Origin of the sequence: Actinomadura atramentaria DSM 43919 (assembly GCF_000381885.1) — a bacterium.
Classification (GTDB): domain Bacteria; phylum Actinomycetota; class Actinomycetes; order Streptosporangiales; family Streptosporangiaceae; genus Spirillospora; species Spirillospora atramentaria.
In genome coordinates this window covers 80,527-99,431 of record NZ_KB907218.1, presented here as the reverse complement: position 1 = coordinate 99,431, position 18,905 = coordinate 80,527, and the positions used below count along the sequence as shown (strand labels likewise).

Annotated in this window: 22 protein-coding genes and 1 tRNA gene; 14 read left to right on the top strand and 9 right to left on the bottom strand. The window is 70.3% G+C overall.

Annotation, left to right across the window (positions count from 1 at the left end):
* The first annotated feature begins 124 nt into the window (after positions 1-124).
* From G339_RS0123780 to G339_RS0123755, 5 genes are all read left to right on the top strand, one after another.
* Complete coding sequence (locus G339_RS0123780; RefSeq protein ID WP_019633567.1) at positions 125-1,783, top strand: AMP-binding protein; 1,659 nt, start codon at positions 125-127, stop codon at positions 1,781-1,783.
* Positions 1,780-3,417 carry an AMP-binding protein gene (locus G339_RS0123775; RefSeq protein WP_019633566.1) on the top strand — a complete coding sequence of 546 codons (1,638 nt, stop codon included), beginning with the start codon at positions 1,780-1,782 and terminating at the stop codon, positions 3,415-3,417. Before G339_RS0123780 ends, G339_RS0123775 begins: the two co-directional genes overlap by 4 nt.
* Before the next feature lie 55 nt (positions 3,418-3,472).
* Positions 3,473-3,853, top strand: coding sequence for an MMPL family transporter (locus G339_RS39535; protein ID WP_019633565.1), 381 nt, complete (start codon positions 3,473-3,475; stop codon positions 3,851-3,853).
* Between the two features lie 481 nt (positions 3,854-4,334).
* The gene (locus tag G339_RS0123760; protein WP_157407976.1) at positions 4,335-4,946 is read left to right on the top strand and encodes a hypothetical protein; all 612 of its coding nucleotides are present in this window, start codon (positions 4,335-4,337) and stop codon (positions 4,944-4,946) included.
* Positions 4,947-5,126: 180 nt separating this feature from the next.
* Positions 5,127-5,789 (top strand): DUF2306 domain-containing protein, encoded by a 663-nt coding sequence (locus G339_RS0123755; protein WP_019633562.1) that lies wholly within the window; start codon positions 5,127-5,129, stop codon positions 5,787-5,789.
* Here the strand turns inward: G339_RS0123755 and G339_RS0123750 are convergent.
* Positions 5,776-6,192: a hypothetical protein gene (locus G339_RS0123750; RefSeq protein WP_019633561.1), complete on the bottom strand. Its 417-nt coding sequence runs from the start codon at positions 6,190-6,192 to the stop codon at positions 5,776-5,778. The genes G339_RS0123755 and G339_RS0123750 overlap by 14 nt on opposite strands.
* A gap of 222 nt (positions 6,193-6,414) precedes the next feature.
* Here G339_RS0123750 and G339_RS0123745 point away from each other — a divergent pair, with 222 nt between their 5' ends.
* On the top strand, positions 6,415-6,954 hold the full coding sequence (locus G339_RS0123745; RefSeq protein WP_019633560.1) for a hypothetical protein: 540 nt from the start codon (positions 6,415-6,417) through the stop codon (positions 6,952-6,954).
* A 181-nt stretch (positions 6,955-7,135) separates the two neighbouring features.
* Here G339_RS0123745 and G339_RS0123740 read toward each other — a convergent pair whose 3' ends face one another.
* Together G339_RS0123740 and G339_RS0123735 are read right to left on the bottom strand one after the other, a co-directional pair.
* Positions 7,136-7,324 (bottom strand): DUF397 domain-containing protein, encoded by a 189-nt coding sequence (locus G339_RS0123740; protein ID WP_019633559.1) that lies wholly within the window; start codon positions 7,322-7,324, stop codon positions 7,136-7,138.
* The gene (locus G339_RS0123735) at positions 7,308-8,165 is read right to left on the bottom strand and encodes a helix-turn-helix domain-containing protein (protein ID WP_019633558.1); all 858 of its coding nucleotides are present in this window, start codon (positions 8,163-8,165) and stop codon (positions 7,308-7,310) included. The genes G339_RS0123740 and G339_RS0123735 overlap by 17 nt, the downstream gene beginning before the upstream one ends.
* Before the next feature lie 117 nt (positions 8,166-8,282).
* On the opposite strand from G339_RS0123735, the gene G339_RS0123730 reads away from it, so the two are divergent.
* The 3 genes from G339_RS0123730 to G339_RS0123720 all read left to right on the top strand — a co-directional run bounded on the left by G339_RS0123730 (position 8,283) and on the right by G339_RS0123720 (position 9,441).
* A complete protein-coding gene (locus G339_RS0123730; RefSeq protein WP_019633557.1) occupies positions 8,283-8,609 on the top strand; it encodes a hypothetical protein in 327 nt (108 codons plus the stop codon).
* A gap of 69 nt (positions 8,610-8,678) precedes the next feature.
* On the top strand, positions 8,679-8,990 hold the full coding sequence (locus G339_RS0123725; RefSeq protein ID WP_019633556.1) for a hypothetical protein: 312 nt from the start codon (positions 8,679-8,681) through the stop codon (positions 8,988-8,990).
* Between the two features lie 97 nt (positions 8,991-9,087).
* The gene (locus G339_RS0123720; protein ID WP_157407975.1) at positions 9,088-9,441 is read left to right on the top strand and encodes a hypothetical protein; all 354 of its coding nucleotides are present in this window, start codon (positions 9,088-9,090) and stop codon (positions 9,439-9,441) included.
* Here G339_RS0123720 and G339_RS0123715 read toward each other — a convergent pair.
* From G339_RS0123715 to G339_RS0123705, 3 genes are all read right to left on the bottom strand, one after another.
* Complete coding sequence (locus G339_RS0123715; RefSeq protein ID WP_026341725.1) at positions 9,401-9,940, bottom strand: putative immunity protein; 540 nt, start codon at positions 9,938-9,940, stop codon at positions 9,401-9,403. The two genes, G339_RS0123720 and G339_RS0123715, sit on opposite strands and share 41 nt — an antisense overlap.
* A 97-nt stretch (positions 9,941-10,037) precedes the next feature.
* A tRNA-Pro gene (locus G339_RS0123710) sits at positions 10,038-10,111 on the bottom strand.
* 88 nt (positions 10,112-10,199) lie between these two features.
* Positions 10,200-11,096, bottom strand: coding sequence for a metallophosphoesterase (locus G339_RS0123705; protein WP_019633553.1), 897 nt, complete (start codon positions 11,094-11,096; stop codon positions 10,200-10,202).
* 94 nt (positions 11,097-11,190) lie between these two features.
* Between G339_RS0123705 and G339_RS0123700 the strand changes: the two genes are divergently transcribed.
* The gene (locus G339_RS0123700) at positions 11,191-11,646 is read left to right on the top strand and encodes a GatB/YqeY domain-containing protein (protein WP_026341723.1); all 456 of its coding nucleotides are present in this window, start codon (positions 11,191-11,193) and stop codon (positions 11,644-11,646) included.
* 41 nt (positions 11,647-11,687) lie between these two features.
* Here the strand turns inward: G339_RS0123700 and G339_RS35080 are convergent, their stop codons facing one another.
* Positions 11,688-14,000, bottom strand: coding sequence for a penicillin-binding protein (locus tag G339_RS35080; protein ID WP_051107942.1), 2,313 nt, complete (start codon positions 13,998-14,000; stop codon positions 11,688-11,690).
* Between the two features lie 310 nt (positions 14,001-14,310).
* Between G339_RS35080 and G339_RS0123690 the strand changes: the two genes are divergently transcribed.
* Complete coding sequence (locus G339_RS0123690) at positions 14,311-14,622, top strand: WhiB family transcriptional regulator (RefSeq protein ID WP_019633551.1); 312 nt, start codon at positions 14,311-14,313, stop codon at positions 14,620-14,622.
* 211 nt (positions 14,623-14,833) lie between these two features.
* On the opposite strand, the gene bagB is transcribed toward G339_RS0123690, so the two are convergent.
* Both bagB and bagA read right to left on the bottom strand, forming a co-directional pair.
* Complete coding sequence (bagB, locus tag G339_RS0123685) at positions 14,834-15,973, bottom strand: ATPase BagB (protein WP_019633550.1); 1,140 nt, start codon at positions 15,971-15,973, stop codon at positions 14,834-14,836.
* Positions 15,974-15,998: 25 nt separating this feature from the next.
* Entirely contained in the window at positions 15,999-16,994 is a 996-nt protein-coding gene (gene bagA / locus G339_RS0123680) for an ATPase BagA (protein ID WP_019633549.1), read from the bottom strand.
* 152 nt (positions 16,995-17,146) lie between these two features.
* Here bagA and G339_RS0123675 point away from each other — a divergent pair, with 152 nt between their 5' ends.
* From G339_RS0123675 to G339_RS0123665, 3 genes are read left to right on the top strand one after another with little or no spacing between them, the layout of a single operon-like run.
* Entirely contained in the window at positions 17,147-18,169 is a 1,023-nt protein-coding gene (locus G339_RS0123675; protein ID WP_019633548.1) for an SPFH domain-containing protein, read from the top strand.
* 44 nt (positions 18,170-18,213) lie between these two features.
* Complete coding sequence (locus G339_RS39110; RefSeq protein WP_019633547.1) at positions 18,214-18,372, top strand: Sp36 family protein; 159 nt, start codon at positions 18,214-18,216, stop codon at positions 18,370-18,372.
* On the top strand, positions 18,369-18,836 hold the full coding sequence (locus G339_RS0123665) for a RidA family protein (protein ID WP_019633546.1): 468 nt from the start codon (positions 18,369-18,371) through the stop codon (positions 18,834-18,836). The genes G339_RS39110 and G339_RS0123665 overlap by 4 nt, the downstream gene beginning before the upstream one ends.
* The last annotated feature ends 69 nt before the right edge of the window (positions 18,837-18,905 follow it).

Sequence of the window (18,905 nt, the reverse complement as noted above, 5' to 3'; positions counted from 1 at the left end):
GCACGGAAGCCCGAACCACGGAGCCCGAACCACGGAGCCCGACCCGCGAGACCCCCCGTTCGGGGGTGGCGCACGTCACAGTCCTGTCCAACGATCCTCCTGAGCAGTGCGCAAAGGAGGACCCATGCCCGCACCCGAGTTCCGGGCGGCGCGCGACACCCTGCTGGCCCATCGCGACGACCTCGCGGCGGCCCGGGACGCGTTCCGCTGGCCCGCCCTCACGGCCTTCAACTGGGCGCTCGACTGGTTCGACGAGATCGCCGAGGGCAACGACCGCCCCGCCCTGTGGATAACCGAGGAGGACGGCTCCGAGGCCCGCCACTCCTTCGCCGACCTCGCCCACCGCTCCGGGCAGGTCGCGGCGTGGCTGCGCGCGGCGGGCGTCCGGCGCGGCGACCGGGTGGTCGTCATGCTCGGCAACCAGGTCGAGCTGTGGGAGACGCTGCTGGCCGCGATGAAGCTCGGCGCGGTCGTCATCCCGTGCGCGCCGCAGCTCGGCGCGGCGGACCTGCGCGACCGGGTGGAGCGCGGCGCGGCCCGGCACGTCGTCGCGGCGAGGCCGGAGCCGTTCGCGGAGGTCCCGGGCGGCTACACGCGCGTGCTCGTCGGGGAACCGGCGGACGGCTGGCTGCACTACGCCGACGCCTATGACGTCCAGGAGAAGTTCGTCCCGGACGGCGAGACCCGCGCCGACGATCCGTTCCTGCTCTACTTCACCTCCGGTACGACCGCGAAGCCGAAACTCGTAGAGCACACGCACGCGTCGTATCCGGCGGGCCACCTGTCCACGATGTACTGGATCGGCCTGCGCCCCGGCGACGTCCACCTCAACATCTCGTCCCCCGGCTGGGCGAAGCACGCGTGGAGCAACGTATTCGCGCCGTGGAACGCCGAGGCGTGCGTGTTCATCTTCAACTACACGCGCTTCGACGCGGCGCGGCTGCTCGCGACGCTGGACCGCTGCGGCGTGACGAGCTTCTGCGCCCCGCCGACCGTCTGGCGGATGCTCATCCAGGCGGACCTCGCCGCGCTGCGCACCCCGCCGCGCGAGGTCGTCGCGGCGGGCGAGCCGCTGAACCCCGAGGTCATCGAGCGCGTCCGCGACGCGTGGGGCGTGACGATCCGCGACGGCTTCGGGCAGACCGAGACGACCGTCCAGATCGCGAACACCCCCGGCCAGCCGGTGCGCCCCGGCTCGATGGGCCGTCCCGTCCCCGGCTACGACGTCGTCCTGCTCGATCCGGCCACCGGTGCGCCCGCCGACGAGGGCGAGATTTGCCTGGACTTGTCCGCCCGTCCTCTGGGCCTGATGGCGGGCTATCACGGCGACCCCGAGCGCACCGCCGAGGCGATGGCGGACGGCTACTACCGGACCGGTGACATCGGCGAGCGCGACGGTGACGGCTACATCACCTATGTGGGCCGCGCCGACGACGTGTTCAAGGCGTCCGACTACAAGATCTCCCCGTTCGAGCTGGAGAGCGTCCTCATCGAGCACCCGGCCGTCGCGGAGGCGGCGGTCGTCCCGTCGCCCGACCCGGTGCGGCTCGCCGTCCCGAAGGCGTACGTCACGCTCGCCGCCGGCTGGAAACCGGACGCGGACACGGCCCGCGCCGTCTTCGAGCACTGCCGCGCGCAGCTCTCCCCGTACAAGCGCGTGCGGCGGCTGGAGTTCACCGCCGAGCTGCCCAAGACGATCTCCGGCAAGATCCGCCGCGTCGAGCTGCGCGCCGCCGAGACCGGCGACCGCCCCGGCGAGTTCCGCGAGGAGGACCACCGATGACCCTGTCCTACGCGTCCGGCCCGTCCGCGCTGCCGCTGCTGGGCGACACGATCGGCGCGAACCTCGCGCGGACCGCCGCCCGGCACCCCGACAACGACGCGGTCGTGGACGGCGGCCGCCGCTGGACGTACGCGCGCTTCGACGCGGAGGTGGACGCGGTCGCGACCGGCCTGCTGAACCTCGGCGTCGGCACCGGTGACCGCGTGGGGATCTGGGCGCCGAACTGCGCCGAGTGGATGATCCTGCAGTACGCGACGGCGCGGATCGGCGCGGTGCTCGTCAACGTCAACCCCGCCTACCGCGTCCACGAGCTGGAGTACGTGCTGAACCAGGCGGGCGTGCGGTTGCTCGTCGCCGCGCCGGGCTTCAAGACGTCCGACTACGCGGCGATGATCGACGAGGTGCGGCCGTCCTGCCCGGCGCTGCGCGAGGTCGTCCTGATCGGCCGCCCCGCGTGGGACGCGCTCGCCCGGACGGACGCCGACCTGGCGCGGCTCGCGGCGATCGGCGCGACGCTGTCCGCGGACGACCCGATCAACATCCAGTACACGAGCGGCACGACGGGCTTCCCGAAGGGCGCGACGCTCTCGCACCACAACATCCTCAACAACGGCTACTTCGTCGGCGAGATCTGCGGGTATGACGCCGAAGACCGCGTCTGCGTACCGGTGCCCTTCTACCACTGCTTCGGCATGGTCATGGGCAACCTCGCGGCGACGAGCCACGGCGCGTGCGTCGTGATCCCCGCGCCGGGCTTCGACCCCGTCAAGACGCTCGAAGCCGTCGAGGCCGAGCGCTGCACGTCGCTGTACGGCGTCCCGACGATGTTCATCGCCGAACTCGCGCTGCCGGACTTCGACCGGTACGACCTGTCCTCGCTGCGCACCGGCATCATGGCGGGCTCGCCCTGCCCGGTCGAGGTGATGAAGCAGGTCATCGACCGGATGGGCATGACCGAGGTGACGATCTGCTACGGCATGACCGAGACGTCCCCGGTCTCGACGCAGACGCGCGCGGGCGACTCCCTCGACCGGCGCGTCTCGACCGTCGGCACCGTCCACCCGCACCTCGAAGTGAAGATCGTCGATCCGGAGACCGGTGTGACGGTCCCGCGCGGCACGCCCGGCGAACTCTGCACGCGCGGCTATTCGGTGATGCTCGGCTACTGGAACGAGCCGGAGAAGACCAGGGAGGTCATCGACTCGGCGCGCTGGATGCACACCGGCGACCTCGCGGTGATGGACGAGGCCGGCTACGTGGACATCACCGGACGCATCAAGGACATGGTGATCCGGGGCGGCGAGAATGTGTATCCGCGCGAGGTCGAAGAATTCCTCTACACGCACCCCGACGTCCTGGATGCGCAGGTCATCGGCGTCCCCGACGAGAAGTACGGCGAAGAGCTGATGGCGTGGCTGCGCCTGCGCCCCGGCGCGGAGCCGCTGACGGCCGAGGCGCTGCGCGAGTTCTGCCGCGACCGCCTCGCCCACTACAAGATCCCCCGGTACGTCCACGTGGTGGACGAGTTCCCGATGACCGTCACCGGAAAGGTCCGCAAGGTCGAGATGCGGGAGCAGGCGCGCAACCTGATCTCCTTCCCCGGGACGAGGCCCCGCCCGGAAACCACCTGCTGACTGTCCTTTGCATGTGGGACGAGGATGCGACCGGCGACGAACTGCTGCACGGGTCGTGCTGTGGGAGACGCGGCCGGGCGCGTTGGACTCGCCCGCCGTCGCGAAGGCCGTCGCGGACCTGCGTCCGTTGACGACCGCGCGCGTCCCCGTCGCGCGCGTCCCGCTCTCCGAGTTCAATAACGGCCCAGCGGCGACCCGCTCGCTGGAACGTCTCCGCGCGACGCCCGCGCTCGCCGCCCTGCCCGGCGTCGACCACGCCGTCGCGGGGAAGACGGCGTTCGCGCGCGACTTCACCGACGCGGTCTCGGCGAAGGCCCCGCTCGTCGTCGGATTCGTGCTGGTGCTCGCCGTCGTCCTGCTGACCGCCGCGTTCCGCTCCCCACCCGTCGCGCTCGCGTCGATCGCGCTGAACCTGCTGTCACTCGGCGCCGCCTAGGGCGTCCTCTCCGCGATCGAGTACAAGATGATGGGCGTCGGCCTGTCCGCGGCGATCCTCATCGACGCGACCCTGGTCCGCGGAGTTCTGCTCCCGGCGGTCCTGTCCCTTCTGGGCGATCGCATCTGGCGCCCGACCACCAGCCCAACGGACGCGGTCGGACCGCTACCCGACTGAATCCGGGACACATTGGCCAGCCTCGCCACCCATACCCGGTCGGCCGCCCCCAAGGCGGCCGACCGGCCAGCGGCACGTCCAACCCGGCAACGCGTCGAGCAGCGATCATCCGTCCCACGGCCGGTCGACGCCGAGCATCGAGCCTGCGGCCGGCGGGCCACCGCGCCTCGGCGAACAGCCGGGCGGGCGATGCATTCGGCCTCCGAATCGGCCAGGTCACAGCACGTCACGCGCGCCCCCACTGAACGCGAACGCACATCGGACCGGATAGGCGACCTCATCCACCTATGACAGGATGCGCGCCGTGACTGATCTCCAGGCGGTCGAACACCTCGTCGCGGAACTCGCACCGCCGCTCAATGTCGCGCGCCCGCACGTCGCGGCCGGCCGCCTCTCCCCGAACTGCCACATCGGCATGGGCGTGCGCCTGAACCGCCGAACCATCGTCGTCGACGACCGTTTCACGGCGCTCACCCCCGACGAGCAGTACGCGGCGACCGCCTACGCCCTGGTCCTCTTCGGGAAACACAGGCACATCCGATGGGCGCGCCAAGTCGTCATTTGTTTGGTCGCCGTCGCCTTGGCAGCGCTCGGCATGGCCGCCCCCCACCTGGTCGACGGCATGAGCCATACGGCAGGAATCGCCTGCGCAATCCTGCTCTGCTACGCGTTCATCGCCCTCGAAACTCTCACGGTGGGCCGGGCCATCTGCCGAGCCAACGACCGCAGGGTCGCCGAAATCTTCGGAACGGCCCCCTTCGAACTGGTCGCGGGCGTCCTCACTCGATCCCCGCACGCTCGCGGCCTCGCCCGCCTGGTCCCGAGCGTCCCTCGCCGCCGAGCCTGGCTCCACGCCCGCTTTCCCAGCGCCAGTCCTCACCCGCCCAACGAACCCGACATCATCACCTCCGAGTAGGACGGGTTCTCCGTCCGACCAGGCCAACCCGAGATGTTCGTGACCTGAGCTGCGCCCGATCGCACGCCGTCTACCTCCAGGGACGTACACGCACTGCCGCCTCCAGGCGGACGCACCGCGAACCGTCCGCGCTCCACGATGGGTGCCCGATGAACGGCGCCCCGAGGAGACGAGGTCACGGTGCAGACGAACAGCGGAACCGCGCCCGAATCCCCACCGCGCGCCCGCCGCATCTGGCTGATGTTCGTCGTCGCCACCGTGGCCGGGGCCGTCCTGGTCAGCCCCTACGCGCTGCTCGACGCCGATTCGAGCCGCCTCGACACCGGCGACGGCACGCACTACGGACTACTCGTCGCACACATCTTCACCGCACTAGTGGCCCTGGTACTCGGCCCGCTGCAATTCATCCCGGCAATCCGCAGAAACCCTCGAGTCCACCGCACAATCGGCCGCGTCTATCTGGGCCTGGGCGTACTTCCGTCCGCAGTAACGGCGATTCCGGTGGCGATCCTCTCCGGCCGCCTCATCACCCAGGTCGGCCTGACGATCCCCGCCGTCCTCTGGCTGGCGACCGGCGCACTCGCCTACCGCGCCGCCCGCCGCCGAGACTTCGCCGAGCACCGAGCCTGGATGACCCGCAACTACGCGCTGACGTTCCTGGCCGTAACCTCGCGAATGGTCGTCCCGCTCCTGCTCCTGGGCCGATTCCTGACGGTCGGCATAGACGACCGCGCCGCCGCGGTCACCGCCGCAATCCCGTACGGCCAGGTCCTCGGCTGGGCCGTCAACCTGGCCGTAGCCGAGTACCTGCTCCGCCGCTCACCCCGCGCTAGTGCCGATTGACGCGCTTCCACGCCCCGCACGCGTAAAGCGTCTTCTTGTCCCCCCGAACAAGACACGCCCGCACCCGCACATAACTGACGTTCCGATCGACGAGATTCGGCCAGTCCTCCAACACCGACCCGTTCCCCCCGAGATTGACGAGGTACGGAGAACTACTCCCCGCCGCGAACTGCACGGCCGCCGGATGCCCGTCCGCCTTGTTGTCCTTGAGCTTCACGTGCGCATACACCTTCGACGCCGACCCGGTGGGCCCCCGCCAGAGCACCTGCCCCCAAGCATGCGACCCACCCGGCGACGAGTAAACGCCGAAATCCCCCGCCGCCGCCTCCGCCACCCCACCGGTGACGGCCGCCCCCGCGACCACCACCCCGACGACCGCGACACGCACCACGAGCCTTTTCATCGCTCTCTCCCCGTACCCCGTAAGACGGCCCACCCGCCTACACACCCAACAACGTAACTACGGAGACTTACAACGTGATTACGATCGGTGTAATCGCTCGATGTCCGCGTACCTGACACGCAGCCCGCCTGAGCACGCCGGATCTCTTTTAACAGAATCGGGCGGGGAAGGGGGGTGTTTTATCCTGGTTCCGATCGAATCCGCTCCGGGAAAGGCGGGCGCATGAGCGAACTGTTGTCGGCGGTCACCCGCACCGTCATCGCCGACCGCCACATGTTCGGGATCGCGGTCGAAGCGAGCTTCGACCCGTCCCGTGTCCCGCCGCCCGTCCCGCCGCCCATCCCCTTTCGCTTCAGCTGGTTCGGTGCCTCCGAATACGAGATCCTCATCGGCGTCGAGCAAGAGCTTGTCGATCCGCAAGTGCGGTTCGAACTCTGGGACGGCGACCCGCCGGTCCTGCAGGAGGAACCCGATGTCCAAGGCCAGTTCGTCCTGCACATCAGCGAGGGGAAACTGGCGTTCGACCAGATCACGGCCGGGGGTGAACCAGACGTGTTCAACGTCCCTCCAGGCCAGTACTACCTCCGCCTGTCGGGATACGGCAGGACGGAAACCGCCAGGCAGGCCGCAGAACTGTGGCGCCGCTACAGCGAGGACGACGAGTTCGAGGACGACCAAGACCCCGCCTACCTCGCCGCACTGCGACAACTGGAAGGCCGCGAGCACTACCTCGCCCAACTCTGGCCCGCACTGCGGTCGTAACCCCTGATTCGGCTGGACCGCGGAGCAGTCGGAGGTGCGGTTGCGGTGACATTCGCGGGCGGAACTCCGGGTACGGCGCGTGTTACCACGCGTGTGACGGCCGGTCGGCTTGCCGTCGTCCGGGCACGAGGAAGGCCCGGCACCGCCGTGGGCGGTGGCCGGGCCTTCTCGGAGCAGCGGGTCAGAGGTCCAGGGCGCCGGTCTTGATCTGACGGACCAGGGCGGCCAGGCCGGTCGGGGCGAGGGCCAGGTGCGGGCCGGGGTTCTTGGAGTCCTGGACCAGGGTGGTCGCGGTGACGTTGGTCGATACCTCGACGCACTCGCCCTGGCCGTTGCCCTGGCTGTGGCTGCTCTTACGCCATTGGATCATCCTGCATCTTCTCCATCGTCTCGCGGATCAGGTCGCGGGTGGCGCTCTTGGACAGCGCTTCAGCCCGGATCTCGTCAAACCGTATCGACAGGTCCGCGACCTCCGCCGGATCTTGGATCAGCCGCCCGCCGAACTGCGCCTCAACGTATCCGACCCTGCTGAGGTCTGGCATCGTCAGGGCGACGAGCGCGCCGTTAAACCCGTCGTGCCATCCGCCGGTGATGGGGACAGCCTGGATGTGGACGCGCGGCAGCTCGCCCATCGTCAGGAGATGCTGGAGCTGCTCCCGCATGACCCGAGGGTTCTTGAACGGCCGGACGAGCGCGCCCTCGTCGATGACCGCGAAGAGATGCGGCGGGTCCTCGCGCCTGAGGATGCCGCCGCGTTCTTCCGTCCTTCTGGTGATCAGGTCCTCGTCCACGGAACCTTTGGACCAGGTAAGGCGCATATAGCCAGCAGTCTGGAGCAGGCCGGGCACGTACAGCGGCTGGAAGGTTCGAATTTCGGTCGCTTTGCGCTCGTGCTTGGCGTACTTCTCGAACCACGCCTTGATGTGCTCGCGCTGGCACTGCGCCCAGCGCACCTGGAACAGCTCGTCCGTCCCGAAGTGCTCGTCGAGCTTGGCGCAGTACTCCAGGTCGGGGACGGACCGCTGCCCTTCCCAGGCCGTCACGAGTTCGCGGGACACGAAGAGCGCCCTGGCGAGATCCGCCTGGCTCTCCCCTTTGAGCTTGCGCATGACCTTGATCATGTACGCCAGCTCGGCGCGCAGGCTTTCTCGCGGATCTGAATCGGACTCTTCGGGGATATCGGGAGGAATTGATTCGAGGGGGCTGGACATGCGGACCGGACCTCCACGGGTAATCCGCCGATTGACTTCGCCAACGGTTCCCGAGCGTACTTCCGGCGGGTCAGCCTGGGGGTCGGAACAGCGGACCCCACATGAAAGCGAGCGCCCATGACCACCGACGCACAGCGAGGCGCACCGGCGACCAGCGGCCCGAGGCACAGGGACCCCTTCGCCGAGGAGCGCACCTTCCTCGACGCGCTCGCCAAGGCCCTGGAAGCGCTCGGCGGGCTGAACACCACGATCCGCCAGCCGTACGGCATGGGCGTCCCGTACCTCCACGCCGAGGGCGGCGGGACGATGGGCGAGGACATCCGGCTGCGCCGCGTCAGCCGGGACGGCTCCCTGCGCGCCGTCTGGCCGTGGGGCGAGGACCTGCCCACCGATCCCGCCGCGGCCGCCGAGGCGATCCGCCGCGTGGTCAAGCCGGAGATGTAGGCCGTGTCCGGACAGCACGCGGCCACAGCCGCGGGACGCCACCTTCCGCCGCCACCCCGGGCGCTGGCGATGGGCGAGGCCCCGCGCCCGTACATCCCGCAGTACCAGCGCCTCACGTACCTGATCCGCCTCCAGCAGTTGGTCGAGGTCATGGACGTCGCGGCCGCGCTCGACTGGACCGACGGATACGCCGTTCTCACCGTGACGCCGACCGCGTTCCCCGGTCGGCGGATGACGGTCGAGTGCGTCTACCAGAAAGGCGTCGGCACCTGGTGGTTCCGCGACGCCGACACGACGGCGACGGTCGGCACCGTGAACGACCTGGTCATGGTCGCCCACACGATCCGGAACCTCGTCCTCGAAGCAGCGGCGGTCGCCTGAGCGGCGATAGCCGAGACGTGCGTCGGCACGTCCGACAGAAGATCGGAGACAACACGTGAACCCCGGCCCGATGGGTTATCTGGTGACCCCCGCGAGCATGGCCACCCTGATCGCCTCGACCTACTACAGGAAGCTGATCGACTTCGGATACAGCGAGGTCCGCGCCGCACTGATCGTCGTGCTCGCCGAAGAGCGGACGGAACCCGAGGTCGAGGGGCTGGAAGCCTGCCCCGCCGACGCGGCGATGCACCTCGCCCAGGAGGTGGCGGACGAGGCGTTCGCCGACGCGATGCGCGTCCACGGCCTGCTACCCGAGATCACCCGTCACATCGAGCAGAAGGTCCGCGCGGAACTGCACAAGGCGGTGGCCGAACAGATCAACGTCCGCGCGGGACAAGCTCCCAGCTCCGTTAATCGGACGCGCGTAGGGACGCGTCCAGAACATTCATGAGTCGCGCGGTGCGGTTCTTGCCGGTCGGTGCGAACGGATAACGGGACAGCACGGCGATCACGGTCGGCGTGGCACGTCGCCGCGCTCGCTCGATGTGCAGGTCTCCGACGGAAGGGTCGTCGCCTGCGTTCAACTCGGAGATGCGCGCGGCGCTCGCGGCGGCACGCAGGATGTGTCCCACTTGAGTCGCCCGCGCAATCGGATGCAAATACGCGGTGGCCGCGGCGTCGCCCGCAGCGCGCGCGGCAAGACGCGCCGTCTCCGCCTCGGCTTCCTTCGCGGCCCGGTGCGCGTCCAAAGAAGTGACGCGCTGCAGCTTGGTCCTCTTCGCGCCGTTGACGAATTCCCAAGCGGCGTCGATGGCAGCGCGCGGACGGGGATCGCCGGGAACGGCCTCCTCGAACACCGGAAGGACTTCTTGAGCACTCTCCGCGACATAGCGCGCCACTTCTCGCAGCTCGCTCATGGTCAACTCGAAATCACCGGACACCGTCGCCATGACCGCGATTTTCCCACCGGCCGGGCGGACCATCGGCACGAACGACTCAGGCCCGCCCCTCGTCAAGAGGAACGGGCCTGTGATCTGCTTCAACCTGTCGGGGTGGCGGGATTTGAACCCACGACCTCTTCGTCCCGAACGAAGCGCGCTGCCAAGCTGCGCTACACCCCGGTTGGTGGCTGCCCGGAGGTCGTACGTGCCCCCGGCGCCTCCACTACTCTAGCGGATGCGCGGGGGTGGTGCGTCCCTGATTTTCCGGTCAGCGGGGGACCAGGGTGATGAGCGTCGCCTCGGGCGGGCAGCAGAAGCGCATCGGGGCCTTGGGGGAGGTGCCGAGGCCCGCGGAGACGTGCAGCCAGGCGCCGCGGTGCTTGTGGAGGCCCTTGACGCGGGGGCGGTCGAGGCCGCAGTTGGTGGCGAGGGCGCCGTAGAACGGCACGCAGACCTGGCCGCCGTGGGTGTGGCCCGCCAGGAGCAGGTCGTAGCCGTCGGCGACGAAGCGGTCCATCACCGAGGGCTCGGGGGAGTGCATGACGCCGAAGTGGACGTCCGCCTGGGGGTCGACGGGGCCGGCGATGCGGTCGTAGCGGCCCCGGCCGATGTGGGTGTCGTCCACGCCGCCGAACTCGACGTCCAGTTCGCCGACCTTGAGGCGGCCGATCCGGTTGTTCAGGTCCAGCCAGCCCGCGGCCTGCAGCGACGAGCCCAGTTCGCGGTAGGGCAGCGTCGGCTCGCGGTCGCGCTTGGCGTAGTCGGACTGGCTCGTCCGCCAGACGTAGCGCAGCGGGTTCTTGAAGACCGGCGCGTACAGGTCGTTGGACCCGTAGACGAAGACGCCCGGCCGGTCCAGGAGGGGGCCGAGGGCGTCGAGGAACGGTCCGATGGCGTCGCGGTGGGCGAGGGTGTCGCCGGTGTTGACGACGAGGTCGGGTTCGAGGGCGTCCAGCGAGCGCACCCAGTGGATCAGCCGGGTCCGCCCAGGGGTGAGGTGCGCGTCGGAGATGTGCAGCACCTTGATCGAGGGGCGGCCGGGCGGCAGGACGGGCACCCGCACCCGGCGCAGCCGGAACCAGTTCCGCTCGATCACCGAGGCGTACCCGAACGTGGCCGCGCCTGCGGCGGCGAGGCCGAGGGGCACGCTGTAGAGCTTTCGCACGGTTCTCCTTCCCGATGCCCCTATCGTTCCAGACCGGCGGGGCACGCGGTAATCATGGTGAGACCGACGCGCCGGGCGGGGCATGATGGTCACCATGAGCGACCTGAAGGAGAGGCTGGAGACCGACCTGTCCACCGCGATGAAGGCCCGCGACGGCCTGCGCACCCGCACGCTGCGGATGGCGCTGACAGCGGTGAAGAACGAGGAGGTCGCCGGTAAGCAGGCGCGCGAGCTGTCCGACGACGACGTCGTCCGGGTGCTCACGCGCGAGGCGAAGAAGCGCCGCGAGGCGGCGACGGCCTTCGCCGACGCGGGCCGCGCCGAGCAGGCGCAGGCCGAGCGCGACGAGGGCGCGGTGCTGGAGGAGTACCTGCCCGCGCAGCTCTCCGACGAGGAGCTGACGGCCCTGGTGGCGGACGCCATCGCCGAGACGGGCGCGGCGGGCCCGCGCGGCATCGGCCCGGTGATGAAGGCCGTGAACCCGAAGGTCGCCGGACGCGCCGAGGGCGGTCGTGTCTCCGCCGAGGTGAAACGCCAGCTCGGCGCCTGAACGAACGAGGACCCCCGGCCGCGGCCGGGGGTCCTCCCCTGTCAGTGGCCGGGCGGGCGGCCGTGGCGGGTGCCGGGCGGGATGTCGGGACCGTCCGGGTCGTCGGGCTCGTCGTCGTCCTTCTTGTGGCCGTCGCTGACGTAGAGGATCACGATGCTGCCGATGCTCGCCTCGCCGCCCGCGCCCGGGGAGGTCGACTCCACCTTGCCCTTGGGCAGGTCGGACTCGACCTGCTTGGCGGAGACGTTGACGTCGAAGCCGAGGGCGCGGAGCTTGGCGCTGGCCTCGCCGACCGACATCCCGTGGACGTCCGGGACGGACGCGGTGTCGCCGAAGTCGCCGGTGGGCCGGGAGAAGCCCGGCGCGGGGCGGCCGGACAGGGCGCCTTCCATGCTCTGCTGCCAGATGGACGCGGGCTGGTCGGCGCCGAAGACGCCGTAGACCTTGTACTTCATGGGCCCGCGCGGGTCCCAGTAGGCGCTGGCCGCCGCCAGGTTCGGGGTGAACCCGGCGAACACGGCGCACATGTGGTCTTCACAGGTGCCGGTCTTGCCGGCGGCCGGGCGGCCGATGCTCCGGCCCCGGGCGGTGCCCTTGGTCAGGACGCCCTGGAGAATCGAGTTGACCTGGTCGGCGAGGGACTGGTCGACGGCCTGGTTGCAGCTCGACTTGGGAACGTCCAGCTTCTTGCCGTTGGCGTCGGTGACCTCGGTGATGGAGATCGGCGTGCAGTACTTGCCGCGCGCGGCGAACCCGGCGTACGCGGCGGCGAGATGGACCATGTCGATCTCGTTGGTGCCGAGGACCTGGGAAGGGAAGTCCTCAAGCTGGCCGCCGTCCCCCCTCTTCATCCCGAATCGCTTGGCCATCTTCACGGCGTCGCACAGGCCGACGCGCTTCTCGAGCTGCGCGTAGAAGGTGTTGACCGAGTGCCATGTGCCGGTCTTGAGGTTGTACGACCCGGCTTCGGCGGGATCGGAGTTGTGGACGGGGAAAGGGCCGCCCGGGGAGCCGTCGCACCGCGTCATGCCGGTCACGGTCGTGAAGCTCCCCGAGTTGAACGAGGTCGTGACGGGCAGGCCCTCCTCCAGCGCCGTCGCGAGCGTGAAGACTTTGAACGTCGATCCGGCAGAGATGCCGATGCCGCCGCCGTGCGCCGCGTCCGCGCCGAGGTTGATCGTCGTCTTGCCCTTCCCAGGCCCGAACTCCTTGCTGAGCCCGAGCGCCATCAGCTTGCCGGTGCCCGGCTCGACCATCGCCTCCGCGCCGACCTTGTGGCTGGTCGGGGAGACGGTGTTGCGCAGCGCGCGGTCCGCGGCCTTCTGCGCCTTCCGGTCGAGCGTCGTGCGGATGACGTATCCGCCACGGTTGAGCTTGTCGACGACCGTCTGCTTCTGCTTGGACGTCATCGACGCGTACTTGCCCTTGGACAAGATGTTGAGCATGTCGTACTTCACGTACTCGCAGAAGTACGGTGCGTCGCTCGTCTGGCAACCCCCGACCGGATCGGTCCGGTTCAGCTCGATCGGCTTCGCCGCCGACTTCTGCGCCTGAGCCTGCGAGATGTGCCCGAGCTGCGCCATCCGGTACAGCACCGTGTCGCGCCGCTTGCGCGCCTCCTGCGGGTGCAGGATCGGGTCGTACGCCGTCGGGTTCTGCGTGATCCCGGCGAGGAGCGCCGCCTGGTCCAGCGTCAGCTTGGAGGCGGGCTTGCTGAAGTACCGCTTCGACGCGGCCTGCACGCCGTACGCCCCCGCGCCGAAGTAGGCGATGTTGAGGTAGCCCTGAAGGATCTCGTCCTTCTTCATCGTCTCCTCGAGGTGGAGCGCGTACCGCAGCTCGCGGATCTTGCGGCCGACCGTGGGGGCGGTGACCTCGGCGTACTCCTCCTTGGTCTTCGCGCTGTCGACCAGCATGTTCTTGACGTACTGCTGGGTCAGCGTCGAGCCGCCCTGCGTCTGCTCGGTCTCGACGTTGGAGGCGAGCGCGCGGATGGTGCCCTTGATGTCGAGCGCGCCGTGCTCGTAGAAGCGGGAGTCCTCGATGTCGACCATCGCGGTGCGCATGATGGGCGCGACCTGGTCGAGGCGGACGGACTCGCGGTAGCGGTCGAAGAACGTGGCGATCTGCTTGCCGCCCGCGTCGTACACGACGGTCTTCTCCGAGGGCGGCGACGTCTTCAGGTCGGCGTCCATGCTCTCGAAGTCCTCGGCGGCGTTGCGCGCGGTCAGTCCGGCGCCGCCGACGCCGGGCAGTGCGATGAACGCGACCAGGACGCCCGCGACGACCGCCGCCCCGAGGAGCCGGAACAGGGTCGAGACGGCCTTCGCGCGATCTTGGTTCGCCAGGTTCACGGGACCAAGGGTACGCGCGCCGACCAGTGCATACGGGCCGGGTCGCCTGTCCTGCGGTGATTTGCCGGTGTGTGTAGGTCTTATCCGGAAGATCGACGGTTCCGGGCGGCCCGTCCGGCGGGTGACTAGTCCGTTCGGGCGGCATGGTCCCGGTGGGCTATATCGAGAATGGGTCCTGCGGGGTCTGTTGAATCGCGCCCGGCTTCCGTAAGTTCTTCCCCACGACTTTCGTTTGGGCGGCCTGACGTCCGCGCCCGTCCGGCCCGCGGAGCGTAAATCGACGCAAAGACCCTAGGGGAGTGGGGCCGAGATGTGGATCACGGATTGGACCGTCCGCGCCGCCTGCCGTAACGCGGACCCGGACGCCCTGTTCGTGCAGGGTGCGGCGCAGAACCGGGCGAAGCTCGTGTGCCGCGGCTGCCCGGTGCGGACCGAGTGCCTCGCCGACGCGCTCGACAACCGGATCGAGTTCGGTGTCTGGGGCGGGATGACCGAGCGCGAACGGCGTGCGCTGCTGCGCCGCCGCCCGGACGTGCGGTCCTGGCGCGAGCTGCTGGAGACCGCCAAGGACGCCTACGAGCGCGCGGAGGCGAGGGAGCACGAGCAGCTCGTCGCGAGCTGATCCGCCGCACGCGCGTCCGGCCCCGGTGTCCGCCGGGGCCTGATCTGCGTGTTCGCGGACGTTCGGCCGTCGGCCGCCGGTACGGCGGGCGGCGGCCGAATGAGTTTCCGCTCCCGTAACGGGCGTGTTACCGCGTTCGCCCGCCGTTCACATGATCATTGCCGCGCCGAACGCGAATGGCTTTGTTACCGTCTGGTAATTGGCGCGGTGATCACGCGGCGGGCGACGGGCCCGCCAAGTCGGCGCCGACCCGGCGCAATCCGTCGAGGTCGTGGACGTCCTCGGCCTGCGCCGCGACCGCCGTCACCGGCACCGCCGGATGCGCCGACGAGAAGTGCTCGCGCAGCCGCTCCTCGCGCGCCGCGAGCTGCATCCGGCCCGTGTGCAGCCGCAGCAGCGCGGCCGTCGCCGCGTGCTCGGCGCGGTCCTCCAGGGTCTCGGCGGCGGCCTGCGCGCGCGCCGCCGACAGCACGTCCGCGACCTCGTGGACGCGGTTCACGACCACCCCGGCCAGCGGCATCCGCTCCTCGGCCAGCCGCTCCACGAAGTACGACGCCTCGCGCAGCGCGTCCGGCTCCGGCGCGGCGACCACCAGGAACGCGGTGCCGGGCGTCTGGAGCAGCTTGAACGTCTTCTCGGCGCGCTCGCGGAACCCGCCGAACATGGTGTCGAACGCGGCGACGAACGTCTGGACGTCCCGCAGGAGCTGGACCCCGAGCACCTTGTTGATGACGCCGGTGAACACGCCGAACCCGGCGCTGATCACCTTCACGCCGAACCGGCCGCCGGTCTTGGCGGGCGCGGCGAGGATCTTCATGAACCGGCCGTCGAGGAACCGGCCCATCCGCTCGGGGGCGTCGAGGAAGTCCAGCGCGTTCCGCGACGGCGGGGTGTCGACGATGATGAGGTCCCACGCGCCGGAGCGGTGGAGCTGGCCCAGCTTCTCCATCGCCATGTACTCCTGCGTCCCGGACAGGCTGGACGACAGCGACTGGTAGAAGGGGTTGGCGAGGATCTGCTTGGCCCGGTCCGGGTCGGCGTGCGCCTCGACGATCTCGTCGAACGTCCGCTTCATGTCGAGCATCATCGCGTGCAGTTCGCCGTCGCCCTCGACGTCGATGCGGCGCGGGCTGTTGTCCAGCTCCGACAGGCCCATCGACTGGGCGAGGCGGCGGGCCGGGTCGACGGTGAGGACGACGACGTCGCGGCCCCGCTCGGCGGCGCGGACGCCGAGCGCCGCGGCCGTGGTGGTCTTGCCGACGCCGCCGGACCCGCAGCACACGATGATCTTGGTGCGGGGGTCGTCGAGGAGGGCGTCGACGTCCAGCGCGGGAGTCGGGGCAGGGCTCATCGGAAGTCTCCCGTTCGCGGGCGGGTCACGCCGCGCCCTGGTCGCGCAGGGCGGCGGCCAGCTCGTACAGTCCGGCGAGGTCCATGCCGTCGCCGAGCAGGGGCAGCGTGTAGCGCGGCCGGTCCAGCGTCGCCAGCCGCTCCTTCTCGCGGGCCTGCAGCGCGGTGCGGCGGGCGTGCTCGGCGGCCTCGGCGGCCAGGACGGCCGCGACGCGCGCCGCGTCGTCCTCGATCCCGGCGGCCTTCACGCCGCGCTCGATCTCCCCGGCGTCCAGCCGGCCCGCGGCGGCGTCGGCCAGGACGTCGGGCGGCAGCACCGGCGGGTGCTCCATGTTGACGAAAACGCCGCCGACGGGCAGCCCGACCTCGGTCAGCTCCGCGATGCCGTCCATCGTCTCCTGGACGGGCATCTCCTCCAGCAGCGTGACGAAATGGACGGCCGTCTCGGGACTGCGGACGACCTTCATCACCGTGTCCGCGTGGTTGCGGATCGGGCCGACCTTCGCCAGCCCCGACACCTCGTCGTTGACGTTGAGGAACTTGGTGATGCGACCGGTGGGCGGCGCGTCCATCACGACCGCGTCGTACAGGAACGCTCCCGCCTTGGTGCGGCGGCGGACGGACTCGCTGGTCTTGCCGGTGAGGATGACGTCGCGCAGGCCCGGCGCGATCGTCGTCACGAAGTCGACGATGCCGAGCCGCGACATCGCCTTCCCGGCCCGCTTGAGGCTGTAGAACATCTCCAGGTACTCGAGCAGGGCCTCTTCGGTGTCGATGGCGAGCGCGTACACGTCCCCGCCGCCGGGCGCGACCGCGACGCGGCGCTCCTCGTAGGGCAGCGGCGGCGCGTCGAAGAGCTGCGCGATGCCCTGGCGGCCCTCGACCTCGACGAGCAGCACCTTCTTCCCGCCCGCGGCCAGGGCGAGGGCCAGCGCGGCGGCGACGGTGGTCTTGCCGGTGCCGCCCTTGCCCGTGACGACATGGAGGCGTACGCCGTCCCAGTCGGTGTCTCTCGCGCTCACCCGATCGACGATACCGCCCGATCGGCGGGACCTTCCGGGGTGGTCCTCGACCAAGCAAGTGATTCCTGACACGGGTTCGGGGCGTCCGGCCGCCGACATGGGTAGATACCTCGGCGACGGGCGTCGCCGGGGCGACCGGGAAGGCGGGGAACATGGGCGTGGCACTGGTCGTGCTCGTCGTCGTGGCGGTGGTCGCGCTGTTCGCGGCGGGCACGTCGATCCGCGTGGTGCAGCAGTACGAGCACGGGATCGTGTTCCGCTTCGGGCAGGTGCAGCGCGCGGACGGGCTCCGGCCCGGCGCGGTGCGGACGCCCGGCCTGACGGCGATCATCCCGATCGTCGAGCGGATGCAGAAGGTCAACCAGCAGACCGTCACGATGAACGTGCCCGGGCAGGAGGGCATCACCCAGGACAACGTCAGCGTCCGGGTCGACGCCGTCGTGTACTTCCGGGTGGTCGACGCCATCAAGGCCATCGTGAACGTGCAGGACTACGGGAACGCGGTGTCGCAGATCGGGCAGACGTCCCTGCGGTCGGTCATCGGGCAGACGGACATGCAGGAGCTGCTCGGCGAGCGGGAGAAGATCAACGCGCGGCTGCGCCGGATCATGGACGAGATCACCCGCGACCCGTGGGGCGTCCTGATCGAGCGCGTCGAGATCAAGGACGTGTCGCTGCCGGAGGGCATGAAGCGGTCGATGGCGCGGCAGGCCGAGGCGGAGCGGGAGCGGCGGGCGCGGATCATCGCGGCGGACGGGGAGTTCCAGGCGTCCAAGCGGCTCGCGGCGGCGGCCGAGATCATGTCGCAGGACCCGGCGTCGCTGCAGCTCCGGCTGCTGCAGACGGTCGTGGACGTCGCGGCGGAGAAGAACAGCACGCTGGTGATGCCGCTGCCGGTGGAGGTGCTGCGGTTCTTCGAGCGCGTCGCGCCGGACGCGGCCGCGCCCCGGAGCGGCGGCGGGGACCGGCCGGGGCTCGCCGAACGCCTCGCGCGCGCCGAGCAGGAGCTGGCCAAGTCCACCGAGGAGACGGCGGGGCTGGCGTCGCCGGAGGAGGTGCCGCCGGTGATCGGCCTGGACGAACCGAAACGCCGCCCGGACGAGCCTTCCGCCGACTCCGACGCCGGTTCCGACGCGGGCGAGGAGCCGGACGACGGGAGCACGCCGTCCCCCTGACCGCCGCGCGGGCGCGCCGGGCGCGGATCGCTAGGGTGGCCCGTATGAAGAAGTGGGAGTACGCGACCGTGCCGCTGCTGGTTCACGCGACGAAGCAGATCCTCGACAACTGGGGTCAGGACGGCTGGGAGCTGGTGACCGTCCTGCCGGGCCCGAACCCGGAGAACCTGGTCGCCTACTTCAAGCGCGAGCTGGAGCAGTGAGCACGCCCGAGGAGCGGCTGGCGGAGCTGGGGCTGGAACTCCCGGAGGTGGCGCGGCCGCTCGCGGCGTACGTCCCGGCGGTGCGGTCGGGGTCGCTGGTCTACACGTCCGGCCAGTTGCCGGTGGTGAAGGGCGAGCTGCCGGTCACCGGGAAGGTCGGCGCGGAGGTGTCGCCGGACGAGGCGTACGCGCAGGCGCGGGTGTGCGCGCTGAACGCGCTGGCGGCGCTGCGGGCCGAGGCCGGGGAGCTGTCGCGGCTGCGGATCGTGAAGGTCGTCGGCTTCGTGGCGAGCGCACCGGGGTTCGACGGGCAGCCGCAGGTCGTCAACGGCGCGAGCGAGCTGTTCGGCGAGGTCTTCGGGGAGCGGGGCGTCCACGCGCGGAGCGCGGTGGGCGTCGCGGTGCTGCCGAAGGACGCGCCGGTCGAGGTGGAGGTCGTCGCGGAGCTCGTCGCCGGGTCTTGACGGAACGCCATTCGGTATGCCCGAATTGTCCGCTAGACGGGACGGGGAAGGCGGGCGAGGCGTGAACGG